Here is a 24,657-nt window from a genome sequence, read left to right as displayed (position 1 = left end):
ATGGGATATGGAGCAGTTGAGATGTTGCGCAAGGCTTTGATGCCGGTGCTTATCACGTGTTGCGGCTTTGCGGCCACAGCAGAAACCGTAGTGATTGCAGCTCTCGGGGATTCTTTGACTCAAGGGTACGGCCTGCCCGAGCAAGACGGATTTGTTCCGCAGCTGGATCGTTGGTTGAAAGATCACGGAGCGGATGTGCGCCTGATCAACGCGGGCGTATCCGGAGATACCACTGCCGGAGGGGCCGCGCGTGTGGACTGGACACTGACGCCCGACGTGGATGGGATGATCGTCGCATTGGGCGGGAACGATCTGTTGCGAGGGCTTGATCCGGCAGTTGCACGCGCAAATCTTGAGACGATCCTGAAAGCAGCAGATGGCGCTGAGGTCGCCGTGTTGTTGGTCGGGATGCAGGCGCCGGGGAATTACGGCCCAGATTACAAAGCCGCATTTGATGCGATCTACCCCGATCTGGCGGATCGATATCAGACTGGATATGCGCCAAGTTTTTTCACAGGTTTGACTGCGGCAGGAAACCCCGAAGAAGTACGGGAACACATGCAGGCAGATGGCATCCATCCCAACGCCAGTGGTGTGGCCCTCATCGTTGAAGACCTTGGACCAAAGGTTTTGGAACTTGTGAAATCAGCAGAAGATTGATCAGACGACCGTCACAACTGTTCCAATCGGCACCCGCTGGTACAGGTCGATGACATGCGTGTTCAGCATGCGTATACATCCGTTCGAGGCCGCACGGCCTATTGTCTGCGGCTGAGTGGTCCCGTGAATTCGGAAATAAGTGTCAACGCCGTTCTGGAACAGATAAAGCGCCCGTGCACCTAACGGATTGCCGTCACCGCCAGGCTGCACATAGTCGTTATCCTTGAAACGAGCATATGTAATTGGTTCACGCTCGATCATTTCATTGGTGGGGCGCCAGGTGGGCCACTCCTTTTTGACGTCTATGGTCGCTGTTCCGGTGAACTCCAGCCCGGCTTTGCCCACCCCGCACCCGTAACGGATTGCCTTGCGAGGTTCTGTTACGAAGTACAGATAGAACGAGCGTGGAACCACCAGAAGCTGGCCTGGCAGGAATTGCTTTTTGATTCGAACAAATTGTGGAGTGGGGTCGTATTCGACGGCTTTCTTTGCCGACGCGGCGGTCGAAACAAGGCTTGCTGCTGCTGTTGCAGTCAGGAATGTACGGCGTGTCAACATATCAGCTCTCTTCAATACAACAGAAAAATCATGACCATAGTGTCCGGATGATATCCGATCCGGTCAATCGTCGGGGAAGAGTAACTGAATTGTGATGTAATCGCCGGGACACACTTTTACAGGTGGTCGCTCAGGCGCAAATAGAAAAGGGCAGAGGAAAACCCTGCCCTTACAGCGGCTTACGCCAGCTGGATGTCGTCGGCGCTTTCGCGACCGTCACGACCCGAGCGCAGCTCGTACGTGACTTTCTGGTTGTCGGCCAGACCGGTCAGGCCCGAGCGTTCGACGGCCGAGATGTGAACGAAGATGTCTTTGCCGCCATCTTCGGGTGCAATAAAGCCGTAGCCTTTGGTGGTGTTGAACCATTTTACGGTGCCTGAAGGCATATCCATGTTCTCCTTATCTGGTGCTGCCCACGGAGTTGCGGCAGCCTGGCGTCGTCGTCTGTATCGATAGACTGAACGCCGTAGAAGGAGACAGTGGGTCGAAATAGAAAAACGGTAGCACATTTGATATGGCATTGAGTTGCGCGTGTGACAAGGGTGGATTGAGCAGGATGTTCTGTGAATTCAGGGCATAGCCGGCGATTTGAACGCGAATTCGCCGACCAAGAATCACCGTCGGCAAGGTTGCATTCGTCTCTCCATCGCGATATCTGCGCGGGTCGGGTTGATCCGGAGTGGAGTGGTGTGGTCACCGATGGCACGTTCGGAGTGCCGTTGGATGGGGTTTCACCCCATCATTTGAGAAGTTGGAGTTTGGAACAGGTTTGGTGCGTGCGAATGGATCGTGCGAGTCTTCTGGTACGATCGTTGAGTGAGAGTTGGGGTGAAACCCCATTCTACGCTTGTTACGCTTGTCAATTAATAAGCTGACCGGAAATATCGTTGCCAATAAACACTGCCAAATCTCTGCTAGGATCGAGGTTGTCGATTACCCATAGATAGTCACCTTCTGCATGGTCAGGCCAATATTCGGGATTATCAGCCGTAAGGTGTTGGTTGCGATAGTCGACTAAGAACTGTTCACCGGGGAGACTGCGATCAAGTTTTTCTGCAAGTTCTCGATTTGATTCGCCGATATAATAAATCCGGGTAAAGTACATCTCGTACATATCCTCCCAGTCATTCGCATAATCCAAATTGACAATGGCTCCTTCGGAATTTGACTTCACGTAGCGACTAAACCTATCTGGAAGCCAAAAGTCGGAACTAGCGTTAAATACAATAATGTTTGAGTCTGAAAGGAAATCTAGCTTATAGCTATCTGTAGATGCGGCCATCGGCGTAGTCGGGCTTTTCTGTACCATGCTGTTTACGTATTTAACCACGTTCATCCAGCGAGCCGGTTGGCCAAAAGCCAAAGCGGACAGTGTAATCACCACAACGAAGACAAATGCTAGCGTAACCGACCAAATCAGAACGACACCGGCAAACGCGGCTGCTTTTTCGCCATGCGAAACCATCATCGCAAAAACAAAAACAAACATCGTTCCGAGCATTGCTAAGCCAATCGAAGTTACAGCGCTAAAATCGTCTCCGACCAAGCCGATAACTACTGTTGAGGCTGCAGCAATCCCAATTAAACCGTAAGCATATTTCAAAGCAGGAACGCGACGTTCGGCCTGCTTTAGAATTCCTAATTCTCTATCGAATCCACTTTTTTGTGACATTGGCAGCTCACAAGAAAAAATCAATTCTTGATATTACCACTAAAGTTACTAAACGCAAAATTGGGACCATTTGAAGCCTGAGAATTGGCGCATAGGTTTTCAATTTGATCCCAGCCAGGGTCACCGCGCGAACTTCTTATGCTTCAACCGCTTCGGCTCCAGCGCGTCTGGTCCCAGACGGCGCTTTTTGTCCTCTTCGTAATCCTCGAAGTTACCCTCGAACCATTCGACACGGGCATCACCCTCAAACGCCAGGATATGCGTGCAGATCCGGTCGAGGAAGAAGCGGTCGTGGCTGATGACCACGGCGCAGCCGGCGAAATCGACCAGCGCGTCTTCCAGCGCGCGCAGGGTTTCGACGTCCAAATCGTTGGTCGGTTCATCGAGCAGCAGGACGTTGCCGCCCTCTTTCAGTAGGCGGGCCATGTGGACTCGGTTGCGCTCGCCCCCTGACAGCAGCGAGACCTTTTTCTGCTGGTCGCCGCCCTTGAAGTTGAAGGAGGAGCAATAGGCGCGGGAATTGACCTGTGCGTCACCCAGTTGGATGATCTCGGCCCCGCCGGTGATCGCCTCCCATACGGTGTCGTTGTCCTTCAGGTCATCGCGGGACTGGTCGACATAGGACAGTTCAACCGTGTCGCCAAGCGTGATGGTGCCTGCGTCGGGCTGTTCCTGACCGGTGAGCATCTTGAACAGTGTCGATTTACCGGCACCGTTGGGACCGATGACGCCGACAATACCGCCGGGGGGCAGGGAAAAGTCGAGGTTCTCGATCAGTTGCTTATCGCCCATGTGTTTGGACAGGCCTTCGACCTCGATCACCTTACCACCAAGGCGCTGGCCGTTGGGGATGACGATCTGTGCGCGGGTCAGCTTTTCGCGCTCGGACTGTTCCGCCAAATCATTATAGGCGTTGATCCTGGCTTTGGATTTGGCCTGACGGGCCTTCTGGCCTTGGCGCATCCAGTCCAACTCGCGTTGCAGGGTCTTCTGCTTAGACTTGTCCTCGCGGGCTTCCTGCTCCAGCCTCTTGGCCTTTTGTTCCAGCCACGCGGAATAGTTGCCCTCATACGGCAGACCACGACCTCGGTCGAGTTCGAGGATCCAGCCCGTGATGCTGTCGAGGAAATAGCGGTCGTGAGTGACGATCAGGATGGTGCCTTTGTAATCGATCAGGTGCTGTTGCAGCCAGGCGATTGTTTCGGCATCCAGGTGGTTGGTCGGCTCGTCGAGCAGTAGCATGTCGGGCGCTTCGAGCAGCAATTTGCACAGCGCGACGCGGCGTTTTTCACCGCCTGAGAGGTTGGCGATATTGGCATCGTCTGGCGGGCAGCGCAGCGCCTCCATCGAAACGTCGATCTGGCTGTCGAGATCCCAGAGGTTCTGGCTGTCGATCTCGTCCTGCAGCTTGGCCATCTCATCCGCGGTTTCGTCTGAGTAGTTCATCGCCAGTTCGTTATAGCGGTCGAGGATCGCCTTTTTCTCGGCCACGCCTAGCATGACGTTTTCGCGCACGCTGAGGCTTTCGTCCAGCTTCGGTTCCTGCGGTAGGTAACCGACTTTGGCGCCTTCGGCCGCCCAAGCCTCACCCGTGAAATCCTTGTCGAGGCCGGCCATGATCTTCATCAGGGTCGATTTGCCCGCGCCGTTGACACCGACGACACCGATTTTCACGCCGGGCAGAAAGCTCAGGTGGATGTTTTCAAAGCACTTCTTGCCACCGGGATAGGTCTTGGAGACACCCTGCATGTGGTAGACATATTGATAGGCGGCCATGTCGCGTCCTTTGGGTCGGAGGAATTTGGTTGGACGGTGTGATAGCGGATGCGTGGGGTGGGGGCAATGGAATTGCCGAGTTCAAAGCAAAGCTCTTTCAAAGAGATTTCGCAACTTTAGACCCTTCTGAGGGTTGAGTTGTTCGACCCAAGCGATTTTGCCATCCAACTGGCTCAAAACCGTCTGGTTTGCCAAGTCGGTTTGATCGGAATTTTGCAGGCGGTGAATCTGGGCTTTAAGGCGTTCAAAATCCCGGCGTGGAAAATTGACATGTTGGTTGACGACGATGCCGGTCACAATCTGGCGCCCATGCGATCGCATCACCCGAGTTTTGTCTGGGTTGATGGTAAAACCTTCGTCCTTTGCGATGTCGGGAACTGCGCCACGCAGAACTTTCGCGATGCTCGCATCTCCTGAAAATGTTAGGTCATCGGCATATCGGGTGTAGTTCGCATCGATGCGCTTCGCCAGCCCGGCGAGGCGGCGATCAAGGTTGAAGCTGCATAAATTCGCAAGCGCGGGCGAGGTCGGGGTACCTTGTGGAAGGTGGCGTTGATTTAGTCCATGTTCCGCATTTGGGCCAAGCTGCACAAGGACATGGGATGGGGTCGCCAAGGTTACGAGACCTGCAAGTTGGCGGGATACAACCGCTGGATACCCAAGGCATCGAAACAGGCCAAGAATGCGCGGATAACTGATCGAAGGAAAAAAGCTTTTCAGATCGAACGAGACAACCATTTGTTCCCCTGCATGCCGGGACGCCGCCTGAATACAGTTGCGCCCCGGGACAAATCCGAAAGCGTGCGGGCTGCTGGGGACTAGGTCCAGCATCGCGTGCAGGATGCGTCTTTGCAGGCGTTTGAGAACTGGCTTGGGTTCTTCGATCAGGCGCAGGCCTCCGTTCTTCTTGGGAACGGTATGGAACCGGTAGTGCGGCGCAAACGCATTGTTTGTCGAATTGGACAACCCATTGAGGTCTGCAAAACGGACAAGTTGGGTTGGACTGAGGGAAAGCCAGTCGGCCAGATCGTCACTGCAGGACAAATCGGGCAGTGGAAGATCATGGAAGCAGCTAACGGGTGAAAATTTCTGCGAGGTTAGGGGCGGAGCGATCTTCAGTTTTCGGGATTGAACATATCGCTCAATCAGCTCGATTTCTGGACATTCTTCGAGCTTTTTGGCAATCGTGGCCGTTGGTGGTGCATAGGGCTGTGGCAGGCAATACAGCAGGTGACGCGCAAGTTTTGGTGCAAGGTATTGCAGTTTGGCCGGCAACCGGTGTTGCAGGATCAGTGTTGCGTCAAAATGGTTCCAGTCAGCCTGTGCCAGTGATGCTGCAAGAGAATGGATAGCGTGTTTAAATGACATTGGCTTTAATTCTGGTTTTGTCAGAGCCGCCCTTCAACCTAGTCTCTGTTCAGCATGACCCGCACTTGCCGGAGGCAAGTCACGGTCATGCGCCGAATGCAGCGGTTAAGTTTTTAGCCGCGGGGAAGCCCCGCAGAATGTGGTTTCCCACAATCTTGAAGTGCGCTCTGACTGAAGGCAAATCAACAGATAGTTGTGTAAGCGTCAATCAGTAATCTGACGGAGTGATGAATGTCCCTGAGAAATCTCATAGCAGGCTGGTGCGCCGAGGTGGTGCGGCCCGGGCGCGTGAGGTTGGGCGACTCGGTGCAACCTGTTGATTGACAACCCCGCCGAGTTCTGAACATCAGCAAGAGATGCAGCGTAGCTCTATCCCATATGTACGGCCCGGGCAGGTCGTGGGGTTGTTCGGGGGGTCATTTGATCCGCCGCATAAGGGCCATGTGCATGTGACACTCGAGGCAATGAAGGCCTTTGGGCTGGATCGGGTGTGGTGGCTGGTCTCTCCGGGCAATCCGTTGAAAGAGCGCGGGCCTGCGCCATTGGCGCGGCGGGTGAAGGCAGCGCAAGCTGTGATGCAGCATCCACGTGTCGAGGTGACGGATATCGAGGCCCAGACGGGCACGCGCGCCACGGCGGATACTGTCGCCGCCCTGAAAAAGCTTTATCCGCAGGTCAGGTTTGTCTGGCTGATGGGCGCGGATAACCTGGCGCAATTCCATAAGTGGCAGGATTGGCAGTCGATTATTGAATCCGTACCGGTTGGCGTTGTTGCCCGTCCCGGAGACCGCATCTCTGCACGTATGTCCCCTGCGGCGCGTCGCTACGCCGAGTACCGAATTGACGGGCAGGCGCGGCATTTACTGGGCCGGGCACAGGCCCCGGCATGGTGCTTTGTGAATGTACCGATGCTGGATGTCAGTTCGACCCAGTTGCGCATTCAGGGGGTTTGGGGCAACAAGGTGTTGCCTGAATAGCCCCTGTGGGCCCATAATTCGGATCTCAGGTTGTTTGCCTGTGATCTCTGGGATTTTAATTGACCCATGAATGATCGTTATTCGCGACGAGGATTTATTGCAGGGCTGGGTGCGGCCCTGATCCCTGTAGCTGTTGTGGCCGAGGCCCCGCTGACGTCACTGCGGCCTCAGCTTCGTAATGAGCCGATCGTAGGTGTTGAGCGCTTGGTCGATGCCGCGAACCTGCGCGGCGAGGTCGCCTTTGCCGTAGCGGACGCCAATACAGGCGTAGTGCTTGAGACCTATGGTGGCGACCGGAGCCTTCCTCCGGCGAGCGTTGGCAAGGCTCTGACCGCGCTCTATGCGCTGAATGTGCTGGGTGCCGATTACAGGTTTGAGACTGCATTGGTCGCCGAGGGGCCAATAGAAAACGGCATATTGAACGGCGATCTTGTTCTTGTTGGCGGTGGTGATCCATTGCTGGATACGGATGCGCTGGCCACGATGGCGGCAAACTTGCGCGAGGCCGGAATCACCGAGGTTCGCGGCGCGTTCAAAGTTTATGATGGCGCGTTGCCTTACGTGTTCAGCATTGATCCGGGGCAGCCAGATCATTTGGGGTACAGCCCTGCGATCAGCGGCATTTCTCTGAATTTCAATCGCGTGCATTTCGAGTGGAAAAAGCAGGGCGCCAGCTATGACGTGACCATGGATGCCCGAAGCACGCGCTATACCCCTGCAGTGGAAGTGGCGTCCATGAAGGTCGAGGGCCGCAACCTGCCGATCTATACCTACGAACCCAGCGCCCGTCAGGACCGGTGGACTGTTGCCAAAGGCGCGTTAGGTAGCGATGGGGCGCGGTGGCTGCCTGTCCGCAAGCCCGCGCTTTATGCAGGTGACGTTTTCAGAACATTGGCCCGATCCAACGGAATTGTGCTGGGGCGGACGCAGGTCACGCGGCAGATGCCGAATGGAACCCCTTTGGTCATTCATCAAAGCGACCCGCTCGAGAGCATATTGCAGGGCATGCTGAAATACTCGACCAACCTCACTGCCGAGATGGTAGGGCTCGCTGCCTCGAGGGCGCGCGGTACGCGACCGCAGACTTTGGCGGAGTCAGCCGCCGAGATGAACAGATGGGCCACAGAGACCTATGGTGTGACCGGGGTTGCGATGGTCGATCATTCAGGGCTTGGGGGCGATTCACGCGTAGCGCCCGAGGATTTGGTGGTCGCGCTGCTGGCGGCGCAGAAAGCCGGAGACCTCCGGCCTTTGCTGAAGAAATTTACCCTTGCCGACAGTCAGGGGCGGCCGGTCAAGGATCATCCGATCAGAGTGAATGCGAAAACCGGAACCCTGAACTTTGTCTCGGGCCTAGGCGGGTTCATAACCTCACCGGATGGGGCAGAGCTGGCCTTTGCGATATTCACGGCTGACATAGAGCATCGCGCAACGATCCCCCGAGCGTATCGTGAACGGCCCGAAGGCGGGCGGAGCTGGAATAACAGGTCGCGCAAATTGCAGCGCGCACTGATCGAAAGGTGGGGGAAGCTGGCCGGCAGCAGTTGACGTCAGGTCGTGTGCCGTGCCCGCGCGCCGCGCTCGATGGCAGCGGCATGCAAACGGTCGATGTCCAACTCGTAACGGATTTCCTCGAGCAGCCGCAATTCGGATTCTGCCAGCGTACCATCTGCAGCAGCAACATCACATGCAAGCGCATAGGAGGTTTCGTTCAGGCGTTCGGGCAGGTTGTCCCGGATCAGTCCAAACAGGGCATCCAGGCCATCTTCTTGTTCAAACAGATCGAAGACGATCTGGGAAACGCGATACATCCGGTCGATGTCATATTCTGCAAAGACAGGCAGCATGTTGACCGCGCCCTCGATCTTGACCAGCTCGGCGGTGCGGATGGTCTCATCTGATGCAGAGATCGCAACCATAATCGCCACGAGGCAATCTTGAGGAGACATCGGGTGTGGCACTTGGTTGGTCATAGGGGTGTCCTGATTGAACTGTTCTGATCCCGCACGATAGGTGGGGCAGGGAATAGGTTCAACGGATTTTGGAGCGATAGATCAAAGAATGGGCAAAGGGCCACGTGTTTTCGTCTGCCGCAGTACAAAATTGCTGCGAGTGTCGCGGACTAACCCCGATTTCAACAGCCTTTGCATGATGAACGCCTCAAGATCTTCGGGTGTTTTCGAATAGACTTTCAGAATGAAGTCATGATCCCCGGTGATTGAGGCGCACTCGACAATCTGAGCCTCGGTCTCAACCAGCCGCAAAAACGAAGTGATGCTGTCTTCCTGATGATCGCGCAGCGCAACATGAACATAGGCTATTGCGTTCAGGCCAACGGATTTGGCGGGCACACGAGCGGTATAGCCTGCCACAACCCCGGCAGCTTCGAGATCGCGAACCCGCCGCCAACATTGCGAGGCAGACAGGCCGGTACGATCCGCGAGCTCTTGCATAGACAGACGGCCATCGGTCTGAAGCTCTTGCAGGATGGCGATATCCGCGTTTTGAAGCATTTGCGTCATATCTTTTGAGTTTGTGAAATGTTTCGTTCATATTGTGTGATCCTGAAAAACATTCAAATGAAATTTTTCACGATGGCTGGCTATGCTCTTTTCAGGAGGAGCTTCCATGCCAAAGTCGACAAAATACGTCGCCAAGGTGGCCAATGCCAATGGTCACATCACATATACCGACGAAGAGGATGCTGTCTGGGCTGATCTTTATGCCGCTCAGCAAGAGAACGTACAGCGCTATATGGCGCGTGATTATCTTGAGGGGCTGGACCGGCTGGAGCTTCCGAAAACCCGTGTTCCATCATGCGCTGATATTTCTGAGAGGCTTCTGGATATGACAGGCTGGAAAGTGCAGCCTGTACCCGCGCTGATCGGGTTCAAGACCTTCTTTGACATGTTGGCCGACCGGGTTTTCCCGGCGGCCTCGTTCATCCGGTCCCGCGAGGATTTCGATTACATCGAAGAGCCTGACATCTTTCATGAGATTTTCGGCCATACCCCACTGCTGAGCGATCCGCGATTTGCCGCCTTCAGCCACGCTATCGGATTGGCGGGGGTGCAGGCCGGTGAAAAAGACTATGCTTGGCTGATCCGGCTGTATTGGTTCTCGATCGAATTTGGCCTGCGGCGTCAGGATGGGGTGATCAAGGCGCTGGGATCGGGGCTTGCCTCATCCCCGACCGAACTTGTCTACGCGGTGGAAAGCGAAATACCCGACCGCGATCCCTTTGACGTTCTGACGATCCTGCGCACGCCCTACCGGATTGATATGCACCAGATGGGCTATTTCGTGCTGGATGACCCCGAGGAACTGTTTGCTGTCGCCGATCGGGATTTGCTGGCGGATGTGCATAAGGCGCAATCACTGGGCCTGTTGCCGAATAAGTTTCCCGAAAAGGCAACAGCGGCGGAGTAAGCTGGATATGACCACATCAGAACAAACCTGCACCCTATCGGATCGGACCTGTGCCCCTTGTTCCGGCGGCATTCCAGCTTTGAACCGTGATGCGGCAAGCGCGCATCTGGCCCAGTTGACCCCGGACTGGTCGCTGGATGCGGAGGCAAAAACACTCAGCCGTCATTTCAAACTCAAAGGTTTTGCCAAGGCGGCCTATCTGGCAAACCTTTGCGCCTGGCTTGCCGATCAGCAAGGGCATCATCCCGATATCAGATTTGGATGGGGATATGTGGATGTTCAGCTGACGACCCACGAAATTGACGGCCTTAGTGAGAATGATTTCATCTGGGCGGCCAAGTTGGATCAGTTAGTCGTCTGAGGCCAGTTTCCAGACAGGAAAAACAGCTTGCTTTATTGACTCATGCTGCACCGGCACAATAGGAGGGGTCGGTCGGCGGCAAACGAAAGCCGACGCTGTTTTCCCGATGGAGCTTAAAGAAAATGTCTGAACTGCGTGAAACCGCGATGTCGTCCAAGGCCTGGCCTTTTGAAGAGGCGCGCCGGTTGCTCAAACGCTATCAGAAAGGGGCTCCGGACAAGGGGTATGTGTTGTTCGAGACGGGCTATGGCCCGTCCGGCTTGCCGCATATCGGGACATTTGGCGAGGTGGCGCGGACCACCATGGTCAAGCGTGCGTTTGAGGCGCTGTCGGATATTCCGACTAAGCTGATCTGTTTCTCGGACGATCTGGACGGTATGCGCAAAGTTCCCGGCAACGTGCCGAATCCCGAAGCGCTTGAAGAGCATTTGCAGCGTCCTCTGACTTCGGTCCCTGATCCGTTCGGCGAATACCCAAGCTTTGGCGAATACAACAACGCAATGTTACGCCGGTTCCTCGACACTTTTGGGTTCGAGTATGATTTCTATTCGGCGCGCGACTTTTATCGTTCGGGTCAGTTTGACGAGATTCTGAAGCGGGCGGTCGACAACTATGATGCCGTAATGGCCATCATGTTGAAAAGCCTGCGAGAAGAGCGGCAGCAGACCTATTCGATCTTTCTGCCGATCCACCCCGAAACGGGTCGGGTTCTGTACGTGCCGATGAAAAAGGTCTGCGCCGAGACCTATACCGTCACCTTTGATGACGACGACGGCAAGGAATGGACGCTGCCGGTCACGGGGGGCAACGTAAAGCTGCAGTGGAAGCCGGATTTCGGTGCGCGCTGGGCCGCGCTGGGCGTTGATTTTGAAATGTATGGCAAGGAACATGCCACCAACGAAAAGATCTATGACGCGATCTGCCGGGCGTTGGGTGGCCGTGCGCCAGAGCATTTCAGTTATGAGCTGTTTTTGGATGAGAACGGTCAGAAGATTTCGAAATCTTCGGGCAATGGCGTCTCGATCGACGAATGGCTGACCTATGCACCGACTGAGAGTCTTGCGTATTTTATGTATCAAAAGCCCAAGACCGCCAAGCGGATGCATTTTGATGTGATCCCCAAGGCCTATGATGAATATCATCAGCAACTGCGGGCCTATCCGGGGCAAGAGTTGAAGGCGCAGCTGAACAATCCCGTGTGGCATATCCACGGTGGCGATGTTCCTGAATCGACGCTGATGGTGCCGTTTGCGATGCTGTTGAATCTGGCGTCAGTTTCGGGGGCCGAAGACAAAGAAGCGCTGTGGGGCTTCATCCGCCGCTATGCGCCCGAGGCTACGGCAGAGACGCATCCTGATCTGGATCAGGCGGCGGGATTTGCGGTCCGCTACTTTAACGATTTCGTCAAGCCCACCCGCCAGCACCGGGCGCCGACGGATCAAGAGCGCGAAGCGCTGGAGGCGTTGAAAGCAGAGCTGGCGGCATATGACGGACCGATCGAGGATGAGGCGCTGCAATCGGTGGTCTACTCTGTCGGGCGCGAGCGGTTTGACCCTATGCGGGGCTGGTTCACCGCGCTCTACGAGGTGTTGTTGGGCGCATCCCAGGGGCCGCGATTTGGCGGGTTTATCGCGCTTTACGGCGTGCCGGAAACCATTGCGCTGATCGACAAGGCGCTGGCTGGAGAGCTGGTCTGATTTGACCTGATCGCGTGTGGGGCTATCCTTCGATCAGGAGGTGGCCCCATGCGTCGTTTATTGCTTGCTGTATCTTTGAGTGCCGGACTGGCATCCGGAGCCATTGCCCAAAACGCCGAGATCGAGGCGAATATCGCGGGGCAGATACAGGCGTTCAAGGCGGATGATTTCGCAACCGCCTTTACATTTGCCAGCCCCACTATCCAGCGCCTGTTCGGAACGCCTGAGAATTTCGGGGTGATGGTCCGGCGTGGCTATCCGATGGTCTGGCGGCCTGCGGACGTGCGGTTTCTGGAACTTCGCGAAATTTCAGGGGCGTTGTGGCAGAAGGTGATGATCACGGATGGCGACGGGCAGGTTCACATTCTGGACTACGAGATGATCCCTCAGGGACAGAGCTGGAAAATCAATGGCGTGCAGCTTTTGGGCAATTCGGATCCGGCGGCGTAACGCAACACCACCGTCACGGTGATATGAGCGGCGGTTAATTCCTTTTCGATACTCAGGCTTTTGCGTTCGGGGCCGACCCCGAACACTGGGTTTATGCGCGTGGTGATTGGCCGCTGCGCGAATGGGAAAGGGATTTCTATGAACAAGGCAATCACCGACGGCATCGTGTTCATGCCGCCTGCTTTCGCAAACGGTCTGAACGTATGGTCAAGTGGTGACGGAACACCGGGTTCGCCAACCTATCATGGATCGGGGAATGGTGTATTTGTTCCGGCGGACGCGGATTTTGGCGGATGTCTGGAAATTCTGAAGGTGAACGCAACACAACAGCTGCGCTATATGGGTCAGACACCGCTGCTGCCCGGGTGCTACTTACAGATCAAAGCCCGGATAAAAGCGATTAGCGGCCCCTTGCCCGAAGTTCGTATCGCCGCCTGGGCGGGCGGGGCAGGTGATGTTCAGGTGCCGGGCGTGGTCGAACAGGGCCCGGCAACACAGCTGTCCGGGTACGGCACCGTGCATGAAATCAATGCGATTGTTGGCGCGGGGCAACGGATGGGCGTGGATATGCCCTGGGGTGTTTCCGCCCTGTACGGGCATTTCGGGTTGGATATTGAGGGCACCAACGGGGCTGTGGTCCGGGTTGACGACATCGAAATCACGGATGTTACCAATGTGTTCCTGCGCGACATGATCTCTCTGGTCGATGTGCGCGATTTTGGGGCCGTGGGCGATGGCGTGGCAGATGACACGGATGCGTTTGTCGCGGCTGATCAGGCGGCGAATGGGCGGCGTGTTTTTGTCTCGAATGGCACTTACCTTTTGACGGAGAACACGACGATCTCGTCTGAGATTGAATTTGAGGGCACGGTCACGATGCCCGATGACAAGATGCTCTTGCTGACCAAGGATTTTAACCTGCCAGCCTATATCACCGCCTTCGGCGCCGAAGATCTGGCGTTCAAAAAGGCCTTTCAGGCTTTGCTGAACAACTCGGATCATGAATCGCTGGATTTGGGCGGACGCAAGATTTCGGTGAGCGAGCCGATTGATATGGCGGCGGCGGTTCCCAACAAACAGACAGGGTTTTCTACACGGCGGATCATCCGCAATGGCCAGTTCGATGTTCAAAGCAGTTCGGCCTGGGACACCGAGACATTCACATCTCTGGCAAGCTACAGCCCGTCGGACCCAACGCGTTTGACCAATGTTGCGAATGTGGCCAACATTCCTGTCGGCGCGCTGGTGCAGGGCAGCGGCGTAGGCCGCGAGATCTATGTCCGGTCCAAGGATGAGGGGGCGGGAGAGATCACTTTGAACGCCCCGATCTATAACGCATCCGGGACGCAAACGTTCACCTTTTTGTCTTTCAAATATCTGCTCGATTTCAGCGGTTTCAGCACGTTGCGCAAGTTCGGAATGGAAGAGATCGAGTTTCAATGCAATGGCCGCTGTAGCGCAATCCGCCTTGCGCCGTCAGGCAGCACATTTGCCATAACGAACTGTTTTATCAGCCGACCTTTGGATCGTGGTATCACCTCGATCGGTACAGGGTGTCAGGGCATGTTGGTCGATAATTGTCAGTTCCTGTCTTCTGAAGAGTCCTTTGACGTCTCGGATCGCAAGTCGATTGCGTTGAACTCAACGGCCAATGACATCAAGTTGCGCCACAATCGCGCGGTTCGTTTCCTGCATTTTGCGGTGCTGGCAGGGACCAACAACATGGTCCTTGGTAACCATTTTTTCCAGGGAGACAGCATCGCTCAGGGCGTGCGCTCGGCCGGTTTGGTCATGATCGGAACTTACAACAGCTCGACCATTGCCGAGAACTATGTCGATAACTGTTTTGTCGAATGGACAAATGAGCGGGATTCAGACCCTGTTTACACCGCTGGCTTCTCGTTCAGCGCCATGAGCATTACCGACAATATCTTCTACTCGAACGAGGTCGCTCCCTGGTTCAGCAGCATTGTCATTCGTCCCTATGGCGCCGGGCATTTCCTGAACGGCGTCGTCGTGACGGGGAACAAATTTCGGTCCATCAACGGAGGGATCGCCCGGGCCGAACGCGTGGACACGACATTCGCTGATCTGAACAACACAGCCCATTTGAACGTGACGTTTGAAAACAATACGTTCCATGGTGTAACTGCTAAAACCGCAAATCCACTGAGGGTACGGCACACGCAGAACACCGCTGCAACGGCTTGGACGGTGTCTTCTGAGGATCGGTTGCCCTTCGGTGGCAAGGCGCGCAGTTGTGACTCGGTTACCGTTCTGGGACCTTTGAAGACAGCGCTTGGGTCAACCAAATATTCGCACCCCTATGTCCTGCTGGAGCACGGGGTGGATGGATCTGATATCCAGTTACGCTGGCCTGAGGGTCTGAAGGGCGAGGTTTCAGCAATCCTGAGGATGGAGCGCTGACGGTGCGGGCGTCTGCCTGAATTAATGTAGGAACGGATTGGACTTAGAATTCGTTCCACAAAGCCAGTCTGATGCCCGTGTTTTTGCGGGCATCGTTTCTTTCCACCCCCAGAACCCAGGTAGTAGAACTGTCTTTGGTTCGGATCATGACCGAGGGGCGTGCCTTCCAATATATTGAGTGCCCAGACCTGTAGGCCGTTTCGATTTGGATTAGGGGATTGATCAACCTGTCCGATGAAAGCCCTGTTGTCAGGTCGAGCTTTCGATAGATGTCATCATGTGTTCGGTTTTCGATGGCGGCATCGATCGCGATCCAACCGCTTCCCAAGGCGCTCTGGAATCCTTTGCCGTAAGACAGCGTCACTTTGTACTGTGCCCAGGCCCGTTCTTGTTTGTGATATGCACCGGCACCAAATTCAGCAGCGAACCGACCCCATTGGCCCAAATCCGCTACTGGGACACGGGCAAAGATGAGTGCATGGCCATAGAGGTCTTGGTTTTGCTCGAAATCAAAGCCGACCGTCAGGTTCTGGCTGTATCCCCATTCCGCATAGAGAGAGGTTTTATAGTCGTACCCATCCTCAGGGAGCCGAAAAGCTGTCAGTGAGGCGGCTGTGAATGCTGCATCCTTTTCTCGCAGCCATGCACCTGACAAGGCAGGAGAGGCCATCAGCAACAGGTGCAATATCAGGGCAATGCGATACATGCTTGCAGCTTCCGTCAGCATGGTTAACGGAGTGTTAGTGTTTTGTTCATTTTTCGAATTGAAAAGAGCGCGCCTAGGCCAAAAGGAAACACAAGACCTTTCAGAATCCTGTGTTAGGTTTGAGACAGACAAGGGAGTTTCAAGATGCCAAAGATTTCCAAAAACGCTACTGTGCAGACCGTAATCACGACATTTGAAATGACGCCTGGCACCTGCCAGGATCTGCTCGAGGCGTTGACGGATGCCTATGCCAGCTTCATCTCAAAGCAACCTGGATTTGTTGCAGCGGGATTGCACGTGAATGACGCCCAGACCCGGATTGCCAATTATTCCCAATGGGAGCGTCGCGAGGATTTTCTGGCCATGCTGCGTACGTCAGAAATGCGTGATAGAAACCGTAAAATCAACGAGTTGTGCAAGAGTTTTGAGCCCGTCATGTACGATGTTGCGGAAACCTTCAACTGATCCTGACCTGGATCAAGGTCACGCGTCTGGTAATCGACCAGTATACTTGAGCAACCAAGGAGGCGCGTGCCATGTATCACAATATTCTTGTACCAATATCATTCGACGACGCGCGTGATATGCCGTCTGCATTGAAACTGGCGCAACTGTTGGCAGCACCCGAGTCACAGGTCACGCTGCTGCACGTGGTCGAACATATACCGGCCTATGCCAGCGCTTATATGCCGGTCGGGTATCTGGACGATGCGCGCAAGGCCGTTCAGGCCGAGTTGGATGCGCTGGCGGAAAATATTTCGGGCGCCCGCGGAGTCGTTGTCGAGGGGCATTCCGGTCGGACGATCCTTGACTGGGCCGACGTGAATAAGCCGGATCTGATCATCATCGCGTCTCATCGACCAGGTATGCAGGACCTGCTTTTGGGCTCCACCGCTACCCATGTTGTCCGCCACGCTGCATGCTCAGTGCACGTGGTGCGTTAGGTCTCTGCCAGATCACAAGCGAGCAGCCAAGAATTTGGCGGTCTGTCTTGTTTGCTTGGCCCAGGCTCGTAGAGCGTCCTGCATCGTGACAGAGTTTCACAGATATGTTTGTCCCTTAGGTATCGGCATCCCACGGATACTGGTGTATTGATCGGGAATGCAGCCAGAAAAGACCACTCCAAAGGCGCTGTTCACGGATCCGAAATCGGCCAAACGTGTTCAACGCGCCGAAGCTCTGCGCCGGCGCGCATTGTCACCGGTGCGGATTCTGCTGATGGTCCTCATGTTGCCGCTGACGACAGGCATCATTGCCCTGAGCGTCTGGTTGCGCACTTCCGAATTCGAGCGTGATGAGGCGGTTTTACATCTTGTTGCTCTTGCCGGATGTGGTGCTGCGCTCTCAGTTCTTCCTGGTCCGTTTCTGGAGGGCGAGCCGGGCTATCACCTGCAAAACGATCCCGATCAGGATGGTGTGGCCTGTGGAGTGATTGCCCCGAATGCAGAACAAAGCGCTGCCCCTCAAAAACGCGTTGGCAATGCCAAATTCGTGAGGCCCTGACAGGTGGGTAAGGACTTCGGAACAAAGAGGCTGAGCCGATGACGCGAGCAGAGTTCAACAGTTTCTGCGCGGGCCTGAAGGCCAGCTCTCATGTGGTTCAATGGGGCAATGCAGACGTGTGGAAAGTGGGGGGCAAGGTGTTTGCGATCTGCGGCTGGAACGACGGTCAGGCCGCCTTCACCTTCAAAGCCACTGAACTGGCCTTTGAGGTGCTGAGCGACGAACCCGGAATTCGCCCTGCGCCATATCTGGCCTCGCGCGGGATGAAATGGCTGCAGGTCTATGAGGACCGCGGGATGAGCGACACGTCGCTGCGCGAGCATATCGTGACGTCCTATGATCTGGTCGTGGCCAAGCTGACCAAGAAGATGCGGGCGGAACTGGGCGTATAGGAATGGGTCATCCCATCCACCACCCAGCCCATTTCACCTTTACTCACTTGCGCCAATAGTTGTTCGCCGCCGCCACGGTCTGGTAATTTGTCGCCACGACATGCGACACCATAGTCAGGCTGTCCGCATCGTTTTCGTAGATCGGCCTCAGGCGCTGACGGATCTCGTCATTGGGCTGCGTCTTCTTAACCGCCATCCGTGATAGTTTGATTGCCAGGTCAAATCCCTCCTCGGGTGTCTCGGTGATGAGCGTTGGTAGCCAGGACATGTGCTGCCTCCTATATCGTGCACGATAATATCGATCACGATATAAACAACCTTGTGGGTGTGGGTCAATGAATTATATCGTGCACGATATAAGCGAGCGAAGGTGCTGCCGTGACAGATTCTCCGACCCAACCGAAGACCGACGAGATGTTTTGCCATGCGGTCTATACGTCATGGCATGTGATCAACCGCGCTTATAAGAGACACCTCGGCCCGCTAGGGCTGACCTATCCGCAATACATCACCCTGACTCTGCTGTGGCAGAGAGACCGGCGAAATGTCAGTGAGTTGGCCAACGCGTTGTCGATGGAAACCAGTACGCTGACCCCGCTGCTGAAACGCCTTGAGGCCGACGGGCTTGTCGACCGAACCCGTAGCAAAGAGGACGAACGCCAGGTTGTTGTTTCTCTGACCGGGGCGGGATCGGCATTGCGGTCTGTGGCGCATGAGATCACCGCCTGCATGATCGCCGATACCGGGCTGGACGAACCTGACCTAGACCGCCTTTTGAATACGCTGGAGAAGCTGAAAGCTGGCTTGTCACAGGCCGGCAATTAGCACAGGCCGCAAACACGGTGAACAGCGCTTTGGTAGTTCGGGTTCGATCTGGCTGCGGCTGTGGAATCACAATATGTGAATTCAGATGTCGAGCCTTCCGCACTGGGCAGCAACTCTGGCGTGTCAGTGGCCCAAATACAGTGAGGCGTATGGTTGAAAATGGCCACAAATCACGCGTATCAATGTGAGATTTCGGGCTGCCGTGCTAGGTTGCGTGCGGCGGGGTCGTTCCGACCGCGCCACATGGCGATATCGCCGGACGAGGGAGGAAGATCATGTTCGCACGTATTACTCAATTCAAGATGAAGCCCGGCACGCGTGAGATGGCGACGGCGAAAATGAACGCATTGAAATCAGAAATCATGGGCATGCCCGGCATGCACAGCTTTACCAATGTGATGAACGAGGACGGGTCGGGCTATGTGATCTCGGTTGTTGAAAGCGAGGCGACCTCGAACGCAAACGCACCCAAAGTGGCCGAGCTGTGGGGCCATTTCGCCGAGTTCATGGAAAGCCCGCCAACGCCGGTTGGGTATGATGTGATTGCCCATTGGGATAAGGGGTAAGGTATCGGGCGGGATATTCCCGCCCACCTTTTTTTGCGAAGGAAACTGTGCCAGATCCTCGGCCAGCACCACACGGGTGCCGCGCACCCGGTGAACGGCGCTTTGGGCCTCATGCATTAATCCTAGTGCTGAAAAGCTGTATTTGAGTGTCAAATAAAAGCTTTCGGGAGGAGAAAATGTTTACCGACGCAATGTACAAAGACTTTTCCAGTTTGTTCATAAAGAGGCAGAAAAAATTTGATGTAGAAGGTGAAAAGGGTCACGCTGAGATTGTTTACCGCTGTTCACAGGAACTGTTATTGGAGTTAAGGAATTTCATCCGATTACTTGAGGAAAGATTGAGTGAACCAGGAGGTGATTTGGACGAATCCGATTGGAAAGAAATAACCCAATTGCACATAAGTTTGGTCTCCAAATTTATCGTAGGGCATGGATTTTGCAATCAAAGCGAGGTGGGATCAGCCGTTGCGAGACCAATAGATTTAATTGTGCAAATCTTGCCTCGTGGGTCAGGGCGTAAAGAGTTAAAAAATCTTTTAAATAACAATGAGTTAGCGAGAAAGGTTCAGATGCTCGAGTCAATTAGCGAATTGGTATCAAAGAGTTTTGACATTCACATATCTAAAAATCGCTTCAGACCTGAGGACAGCTAGCCTGATGCATTGCGCTTGTCGGTAAACCCACAGGTATCCTGACAAGGCTTACCGCTTCCTCCGCTTCACATTCCCACCCCGCTGGCCCGGCTTGCCAGCCGTTGACCGTCCACGCGATTTCACCGCATCTTCGGAGGCTTTCTCGACTGCCCACTGCCGCGCCATGGGGTCGTCGGCGATGGCCAGATCGACCGCTTCCAGGCGTTTGATCTCATCCCGAATGTTGGCGGCCTCTTCGAATTCCAGGTTCTCGGCGGCTTTGCGCATCTTGTCGCGCAGCCCGTCCAGATGCGCCTCAAGGTTCGCGCCGTGCATCGGTTTGTCGATGGTGGCGGTGACGCGGTTCATGTCGACGTCGCCCTTGTAGAGACCGGCCAGAACATCCTCGACGTTTTTCTTCACCGTTGCTGGGGTGATGCCGTGTTCCTCGTTATAGGCGATCTGCTTGGCGCGGCGGCGATCGGTTTCGTTCAGCGCACGCTCCATGGAACCGGTGATCTTGTCGGCATACATGATCACCCGCCCGTCAGCGTTCCGCGCGGCGCGGCCGATGGTTTGAACCAGAGAGGTCTCGGACCGCAGGAAGCCTTCTTTGTCGGCGTCCAGAATGGCCACCAGCCCGCATTCCGGGATGTCGAGCCCCTCGCGCAGCAGGTTGATACCGATCAGTACGTCAAACGCGCCCAGTCGCAGGTCGCGCAGAATCTCGATGCGTTCCAGCGTGTCGATATCCGAGTGCATGTAACGGACCCTGATGCCCTGTTCGTGCATGTATTCAGTCAGGTCCTCGGCCATGCGTTTGGTCAGGGTGGTGACCAGCGTGCGATAGCCATCGGCGGCGACCTTGCGCACCTCGTCCAGCAGATCGTCGACCTGCATGCCGACAGGGCGGATTTCGACCTCGGGATCCAGCAGGCCGGTGGGGCGGATCACCTGTTCGGTGAAGACGCCGCCGGTCTGTTCGATCTCCCACTTGGCAGGCGTGGCAGAAACGAACACGGACTGCGGGCGCATGGCGTCCCATTCCTCGAACTTGAGGGGTCGGTTGTCCATGCAGGATGGTAGGCGGAACCCGTGTTCGGCCAGGGTGAATTTACGCCGATAGTCGCCCCGGTACATGCCGCCGATCTGCGGCACGCTGACGTGGGATTCGTCGGCAAAGACGATGGCGTTATCGGGGATGAATTCGAACAGGGTCGGGGGCGGCTCGCCCGGTGCGCGGCCTGTCAGATAGCGCGAGTAGTTTTCGATTCCGTTACAGACGCCGGTGGCCTCCAACATCTCCAGATCGAAATTCGTGCGTTGTTCCAGACGTTGCGCTTCCAGCAGTTTGCCCTCTCCGACCAGTTGATCCAGTCGGATGCGGAGTTCCTTCTTGATGCCGATGATCGCCTGGTTCATCGTTGGCTTCGGGGTCACGTAGTGCGAGTTGGCGTAAACCCGCACCTGTTCCATATTCGCGGCGCGTTCACCGGTCAGCGGGTCGAACTCGGTGATGGTTTCCAATTCCTCACCGAAGAACGAGAATTTCCAAGCGCGATCTTCAAGGTGGGCGGGCCAGATTTCAAGGCTGTCACCCCGCACTCGGAACGAGCCCCGTTGGAATGCCTGATCATTTCGGCGGTATTGCTGAGCGACCAGATCGGCCATGATCTGGCGCTGGTTGTATTCGCCGCCAACCTTCAGGTCTTGCGTCATCGCCCCATAGGTTTCGACCGAGCCGATACCGTAGATGCACGACACTGAGGCGACGATGATTACGTCGTCGCGTTCCAACAGCGCCCGCGTGGCCGAGTGGCGCATCCGGTCGATCTGTTCGTTGATCTGGGATTCTTTCTCGATATAGGTATCCGACCGTGCGACATAAGCCTCGGGCTGGTAATAGTCGTAGTAGGACACGAAATATTCGACCGAGTTTTCCGGGAAGAAGCCTTTGAATTCGCCATAGAGCTGCGCCGCGAGCGTTTTGTTGGGCGCAAGGATAATGGCGGGTCGCTGGGTTTCCTCGATCACTTTGGCCATTGTGAAGGTCTTGCCCGTCCCGGTCGCGCCCAGCAGAACCTGTTCTCTTTCGCCGTCGAAGATGCCGTTGGTCAGCTCTTTGATCGCGGTGGGCTGGTCGCCTGCCGGTGAGAACTCGGTATGCATGACGAATTCTTTACCGCCTTCCAGTTTCAGGCGGGCGCGGACGTCATCAGCAGTCAGCTGAGTCTTGTCGGAATGGGCGTAAGGCATGGGCAGGCTCCAGGTCAGGCCCCTACATTTGTTCTTATTTTGTCCAACTGCAAGACCTGATCCGAGATAGAAACGGCAGTTTCAGTAATACGCAAACCGATGATCCGGAATTTGATCCGAACGCACCTTTTCTTCAAGCGCTTTCAGGTTGTCACCCAGGACACGCCCCATCATCGCTTTCAGCACAGTCTGCCCGATAAGCCATCCCAATGGACCAAACTTCATTTGATAATCCATGCTCCAGACTACTCTGGATTGGTTGTTGGCAAGGGGTTCAACGGCGATTGCTGCATGTGCTTGGGTCAGAGGCATTGCAGACATCTCAGACAAGCGGACACGATAGCCCCGGTTGATTTGCCAATCCGTGACTTCTTCGACCAGAGACGTCCCATTTTCAAAATGGCATCGTCGTTTCGATCCCACCCCATCCGCACCTTGTGTTAGCGCATCTACTGAAGTCACCTGCGGGGCGAAATCGTCGATATGCATGAACCGGCTCAGAATGGCCCAGATATCTTCGGGTCGGGTATCAATGTCGAGGCTGCGTTCGTGGTGGATCATCTTGCTGTCCTTGTTGTGGCGTTTGAATGATTATACCATTCCCCTAATGACAGTTTTCGTCATCAGAACATCCTTGTCCTCCGCGACATTTGCCACCTTGTCCCAGGCCTCGCTCTGACGCATAAACAACCTCAGCCAAGTGAGTACGGAGAGGCGACATGCGCGCACGGATCTACCAGCCTTCGCGGAATGCGATGACATCGGGTACGGCCAAGACCCGGCATTGGGTGTTGGAATATGCCCCAGCATCCACGCGCGAGGTTGATCCGTTGATGGGCTGGACGTCTTCCAGTGACACCCAGACTCAGGTGCGTCTGAATTTCGACACCAAGGAAGAGGCGCTGGATTACGCCAAGGACAACGGTATCGACGCACAGGTCAGTGAACCGCATAAACGCAAGCCGAACCTGCGCGCGCGCGGTTATGGCGAGAATTTTGCCACCGATCGGCGCGCACCCTGGACGCATTAAATGATCGACATTCGCGAGGCTGACCCAACCTCCGACGCATTGCGCCCCGTGGTCGAGGCGCATTTTGCCCATAGCGAAACCGCCGGGCCAGCCGAGAGCAATCACACGATGGATGCCAGTGCCTTGGCCGGGCCCGGAATGCGGTTCTGGGCTTTGTATGAGGGTAACAAGGTGCTGGGCTGCGGCGCGCTAAAGGCGCTGCCGGATGGGACCGCCGAAGTCAAATCCGTGCATATCCTTGCCACCGCACGTGGCCGCGGTCTGGCGCGAGTGATGATGACCCATCTTGCTGATCACGCACGGGTCGAAGGGACCTCGGCGCTGGTTCTTGAGACGGGCGCCGATCATCTGTCCTACTACGACGCCGCGCGCAGGCTGTATGAAGCGCTGGGCTATTCCTATTGCGGCCCGATCTACGGCTATGAGGCCGACCCCAACAGTGCCTTCATGCGATTGGATCTAAAGCCCGCAGAATAGGCCGGTTGTTAGGCACTATCTTCGTTCAGCAATGCCACGACCTGTTGCGTTTCGAGTCTTTGTCGCGTTGCGCCAGGTATCTGGACGAACAGAAAGCGGCCCGTTGGGCAGGTGGATTCGCTTGCAGACTTAAGAGCGCCGCTTGCCAGGGCATCCTCAAGCAAACATAGATGCCCCATCAGAATACCCGCACCTGCCTTCGCTTCCTCCACGGCCAGGCTGTACAGAGAAAACTTCGGCCCGGTCTGCGCATCTTGCAGTTCAATTCCCGTGTTCTGTGACCAGATTGTCCAATCGTCGTTCCAGGTCTGGTCATGCAGAAGGACGGTGTCGCCAAAGTGGTTCATACGTTCGATCAGGCTAGGCGCGCCGACTGGAGAGATAAGATCGGGGCAAATGCAAATCTGCTCGGGCTCAGCATTCGGTTCGCCAATGAATATGGCCAGATCGAACAATTCCCGATCAAGACTGGGTGGGTTTTCCATCGCGGTCACCGAAAAATTGATATGCGGAAACTGCGCCCTGACCCGGCTTAGCCGTTTCGGCAGCCAAAGCTGCGCAACAGATGGCAAGGCGGCGATATGAAAATCGGCGTTGGGTTTGAGGTTGCGGAGGGCACGCGTCGCCTCGGCCAACCCGTCGAAGGCCGCAGAGAATTCAGCCACCAGCGAAGCCCCGGCCTTGGTCAGTTCCACCCCCTGCGCGTTGCGCCGAAACAACGCGGTACCTGCCCAGCCTTCCAGTGTCTTGATGTGCTGCGAAATCGCTCCGGGCGTAACGCTCAATTCCTCAGCGGCGGCGACAAAGCTGTCATGACGTGCGGCAGCTTCAAAGGCGCGCATTGCATTCAGCGGGGGCCCTTTCGGGCGTTTGGGCATGACACTCATTTCAAGC

Annotated in this window: 29 protein-coding genes; 17 read left to right on the top strand and 12 right to left on the bottom strand. The window is 55.6% G+C overall.

Annotated elements, in window-relative coordinates; all coding sequences use genetic code 11:
- On the top strand, positions 1 to 660 hold the full coding sequence (locus AC2FLB_RS09905; RefSeq protein ID WP_425595584.1) for an arylesterase: 660 nt from the start codon (positions 1 to 3) through the stop codon (positions 658 to 660).
- Here AC2FLB_RS09905 and AC2FLB_RS09900 read toward each other — a convergent pair whose 3' ends face one another.
- The 5 genes from AC2FLB_RS09900 to AC2FLB_RS09880 form a co-directional block, all read right to left on the bottom strand.
- The gene (locus AC2FLB_RS09900; protein ID WP_142635628.1) at positions 661 to 1,218 is read right to left on the bottom strand and encodes a L,D-transpeptidase; all 558 of its coding nucleotides are present in this window, start codon (positions 1,216 to 1,218) and stop codon (positions 661 to 663) included.
- A gap of 179 nt (positions 1,219 to 1,397) precedes the next feature.
- A complete protein-coding gene (locus tag AC2FLB_RS09895; protein ID WP_142635630.1) occupies positions 1,398 to 1,604 on the bottom strand; it encodes a cold-shock protein in 207 nt (68 codons plus the stop codon).
- Between the two features lie 473 nt (positions 1,605 to 2,077).
- The gene (locus AC2FLB_RS09890; RefSeq protein WP_496709172.1) at positions 2,078 to 2,890 is read right to left on the bottom strand and encodes a hypothetical protein; all 813 of its coding nucleotides are present in this window, start codon (positions 2,888 to 2,890) and stop codon (positions 2,078 to 2,080) included.
- A gap of 120 nt (positions 2,891 to 3,010) precedes the next feature.
- Positions 3,011 to 4,666, bottom strand: coding sequence for an energy-dependent translational throttle protein EttA (ettA, locus tag AC2FLB_RS09885; protein WP_496709171.1), 1,656 nt, complete (start codon positions 4,664 to 4,666; stop codon positions 3,011 to 3,013).
- Positions 4,667 to 4,747: 81 nt separating this feature from the next.
- The gene (locus tag AC2FLB_RS09880) at positions 4,748 to 6,034 is read right to left on the bottom strand and encodes a reverse transcriptase family protein (RefSeq protein ID WP_496709170.1); all 1,287 of its coding nucleotides are present in this window, start codon (positions 6,032 to 6,034) and stop codon (positions 4,748 to 4,750) included.
- A 356-nt stretch (positions 6,035 to 6,390) separates the two neighbouring features.
- Here AC2FLB_RS09880 and AC2FLB_RS09875 point away from each other — a divergent pair, with 356 nt between their 5' ends.
- Positions 6,391 to 7,011 carry a nicotinate-nucleotide adenylyltransferase gene (locus tag AC2FLB_RS09875; RefSeq protein WP_496709169.1) on the top strand — a complete coding sequence of 207 codons (621 nt, stop codon included), beginning with the start codon at positions 6,391 to 6,393 and terminating at the stop codon, positions 7,009 to 7,011.
- Positions 7,012 to 7,077: 66 nt separating this feature from the next.
- Positions 7,078 to 8,559, top strand: coding sequence for a D-alanyl-D-alanine carboxypeptidase/D-alanyl-D-alanine endopeptidase (dacB, locus tag AC2FLB_RS09870; protein ID WP_496709168.1), 1,482 nt, complete (start codon positions 7,078 to 7,080; stop codon positions 8,557 to 8,559).
- Positions 8,560 to 8,561: 2 nt separating this feature from the next.
- On the opposite strand, the gene AC2FLB_RS09865 is transcribed toward dacB, so the two are convergent.
- Together AC2FLB_RS09865 and AC2FLB_RS09860 are read right to left on the bottom strand one after the other, a co-directional pair.
- Entirely contained in the window at positions 8,562 to 8,984 is a 423-nt protein-coding gene (locus AC2FLB_RS09865) for a tellurite resistance TerB family protein (RefSeq protein ID WP_142635642.1), read from the bottom strand.
- Between the two features lie 81 nt (positions 8,985 to 9,065).
- Entirely contained in the window at positions 9,066 to 9,533 is a 468-nt protein-coding gene (locus AC2FLB_RS09860; RefSeq protein ID WP_246097185.1) for an Lrp/AsnC family transcriptional regulator, read from the bottom strand.
- 106 nt (positions 9,534 to 9,639) lie between these two features.
- Here AC2FLB_RS09860 and phhA point away from each other — a divergent pair, with 106 nt between their 5' ends.
- From phhA to AC2FLB_RS09835, 5 genes are all read left to right on the top strand, one after another.
- Positions 9,640 to 10,440: a phenylalanine 4-monooxygenase gene (phhA, locus tag AC2FLB_RS09855; protein WP_496709167.1), complete on the top strand. Its 801-nt coding sequence runs from the start codon at positions 9,640 to 9,642 to the stop codon at positions 10,438 to 10,440.
- 7 nt (positions 10,441 to 10,447) lie between these two features.
- Positions 10,448 to 10,801: a 4a-hydroxytetrahydrobiopterin dehydratase gene (locus AC2FLB_RS09850; RefSeq protein ID WP_496709166.1), complete on the top strand. Its 354-nt coding sequence runs from the start codon at positions 10,448 to 10,450 to the stop codon at positions 10,799 to 10,801.
- Positions 10,802 to 10,923: 122 nt separating this feature from the next.
- The gene (locus AC2FLB_RS09845) at positions 10,924 to 12,498 is read left to right on the top strand and encodes a lysine--tRNA ligase (RefSeq protein ID WP_496691746.1); all 1,575 of its coding nucleotides are present in this window, start codon (positions 10,924 to 10,926) and stop codon (positions 12,496 to 12,498) included.
- 48 nt (positions 12,499 to 12,546) lie between these two features.
- Positions 12,547 to 12,948, top strand: coding sequence for a DUF4864 domain-containing protein (locus AC2FLB_RS09840; RefSeq protein ID WP_496691745.1), 402 nt, complete (start codon positions 12,547 to 12,549; stop codon positions 12,946 to 12,948).
- Positions 12,949 to 13,086: 138 nt separating this feature from the next.
- The gene (locus tag AC2FLB_RS09835; protein WP_496691744.1) at positions 13,087 to 15,375 is read left to right on the top strand and encodes a glycosyl hydrolase family 28-related protein; all 2,289 of its coding nucleotides are present in this window, start codon (positions 13,087 to 13,089) and stop codon (positions 15,373 to 15,375) included.
- Between the two features lie 43 nt (positions 15,376 to 15,418).
- Here AC2FLB_RS09835 and AC2FLB_RS09830 read toward each other — a convergent pair whose 3' ends face one another.
- Complete coding sequence (locus AC2FLB_RS09830) at positions 15,419 to 16,102, bottom strand: hypothetical protein (RefSeq protein WP_496709165.1); 684 nt, start codon at positions 16,100 to 16,102, stop codon at positions 15,419 to 15,421.
- Positions 16,103 to 16,225: 123 nt separating this feature from the next.
- Here AC2FLB_RS09830 and AC2FLB_RS09825 point away from each other — a divergent pair, with 123 nt between their 5' ends.
- The 4 genes from AC2FLB_RS09825 to AC2FLB_RS09810 all read left to right on the top strand — a co-directional run bounded on the left by AC2FLB_RS09825 (position 16,226) and on the right by AC2FLB_RS09810 (position 17,976).
- Positions 16,226 to 16,546 carry an antibiotic biosynthesis monooxygenase family protein gene (locus AC2FLB_RS09825; RefSeq protein WP_142635654.1) on the top strand — a complete coding sequence of 107 codons (321 nt, stop codon included), beginning with the start codon at positions 16,226 to 16,228 and terminating at the stop codon, positions 16,544 to 16,546.
- Positions 16,547 to 16,617: 71 nt separating this feature from the next.
- Complete coding sequence (locus AC2FLB_RS09820; protein WP_281972496.1) at positions 16,618 to 17,025, top strand: universal stress protein; 408 nt, start codon at positions 16,618 to 16,620, stop codon at positions 17,023 to 17,025.
- Between the two features lie 157 nt (positions 17,026 to 17,182).
- Positions 17,183 to 17,584, top strand: coding sequence for an excalibur calcium-binding domain-containing protein (locus AC2FLB_RS09815; RefSeq protein ID WP_246097187.1), 402 nt, complete (start codon positions 17,183 to 17,185; stop codon positions 17,582 to 17,584).
- Between the two features lie 38 nt (positions 17,585 to 17,622).
- On the top strand, positions 17,623 to 17,976 hold the full coding sequence (locus AC2FLB_RS09810) for an MmcQ/YjbR family DNA-binding protein (RefSeq protein WP_496700813.1): 354 nt from the start codon (positions 17,623 to 17,625) through the stop codon (positions 17,974 to 17,976).
- Positions 17,977 to 18,019: 43 nt separating this feature from the next.
- On the opposite strand, the gene AC2FLB_RS09805 is transcribed toward AC2FLB_RS09810, so the two are convergent.
- Entirely contained in the window at positions 18,020 to 18,244 is a 225-nt protein-coding gene (locus AC2FLB_RS09805) for a hexameric tyrosine-coordinated heme protein (protein ID WP_142635660.1), read from the bottom strand.
- Positions 18,245 to 18,354: 110 nt separating this feature from the next.
- Here AC2FLB_RS09805 and AC2FLB_RS09800 point away from each other — a divergent pair, with 110 nt between their 5' ends.
- The 3 genes from AC2FLB_RS09800 to AC2FLB_RS09790 all read left to right on the top strand — a co-directional run bounded on the left by AC2FLB_RS09800 (position 18,355) and on the right by AC2FLB_RS09790 (position 20,020).
- On the top strand, positions 18,355 to 18,801 hold the full coding sequence (locus tag AC2FLB_RS09800) for a MarR family winged helix-turn-helix transcriptional regulator (protein WP_271948315.1): 447 nt from the start codon (positions 18,355 to 18,357) through the stop codon (positions 18,799 to 18,801).
- Between the two features lie 275 nt (positions 18,802 to 19,076).
- Positions 19,077 to 19,367 (top strand): hypothetical protein, encoded by a 291-nt coding sequence (locus tag AC2FLB_RS09795; protein WP_496709164.1) that lies wholly within the window; start codon positions 19,077 to 19,079, stop codon positions 19,365 to 19,367.
- Positions 19,368 to 19,543: 176 nt separating this feature from the next.
- The gene (locus tag AC2FLB_RS09790; protein WP_496709163.1) at positions 19,544 to 20,020 is read left to right on the top strand and encodes a hypothetical protein; all 477 of its coding nucleotides are present in this window, start codon (positions 19,544 to 19,546) and stop codon (positions 20,018 to 20,020) included.
- A 48-nt stretch (positions 20,021 to 20,068) separates the two neighbouring features.
- On the opposite strand, the gene uvrB is transcribed toward AC2FLB_RS09790, so the two are convergent.
- On the bottom strand, positions 20,069 to 22,255 hold the full coding sequence (gene uvrB, locus AC2FLB_RS09785; RefSeq protein ID WP_271948307.1) for an excinuclease ABC subunit UvrB: 2,187 nt from the start codon (positions 22,253 to 22,255) through the stop codon (positions 20,069 to 20,071).
- A gap of 81 nt (positions 22,256 to 22,336) precedes the next feature.
- On the bottom strand, positions 22,337 to 22,816 hold the full coding sequence (locus AC2FLB_RS09780) for an SRPBCC family protein (RefSeq protein ID WP_496691740.1): 480 nt from the start codon (positions 22,814 to 22,816) through the stop codon (positions 22,337 to 22,339).
- Between the two features lie 158 nt (positions 22,817 to 22,974).
- Here AC2FLB_RS09780 and AC2FLB_RS09775 point away from each other — a divergent pair, with 158 nt between their 5' ends.
- Positions 22,975 to 23,286: an ETC complex I subunit gene (locus AC2FLB_RS09775; protein WP_142635668.1), complete on the top strand. Its 312-nt coding sequence runs from the start codon at positions 22,975 to 22,977 to the stop codon at positions 23,284 to 23,286.
- Complete coding sequence (locus tag AC2FLB_RS09770) at positions 23,287 to 23,763, top strand: GNAT family N-acetyltransferase (protein ID WP_142635670.1); 477 nt, start codon at positions 23,287 to 23,289, stop codon at positions 23,761 to 23,763.
- An 8-nt stretch (positions 23,764 to 23,771) separates the two neighbouring features.
- Here the strand turns inward: AC2FLB_RS09770 and AC2FLB_RS09765 are convergent, their stop codons facing one another.
- On the bottom strand, positions 23,772 to 24,641 hold the full coding sequence (locus tag AC2FLB_RS09765; RefSeq protein ID WP_496691739.1) for a LysR family transcriptional regulator: 870 nt from the start codon (positions 24,639 to 24,641) through the stop codon (positions 23,772 to 23,774).
- Between the last annotated feature and the right edge of the window lie 16 nt (positions 24,642 to 24,657).

The organism is Ruegeria sp. CDSA236, from assembly GCF_059611285.1.
Note: the sequence above shows the minus strand (reverse complement) of the source record. Positions and strands in the feature narration are given on the sequence as shown.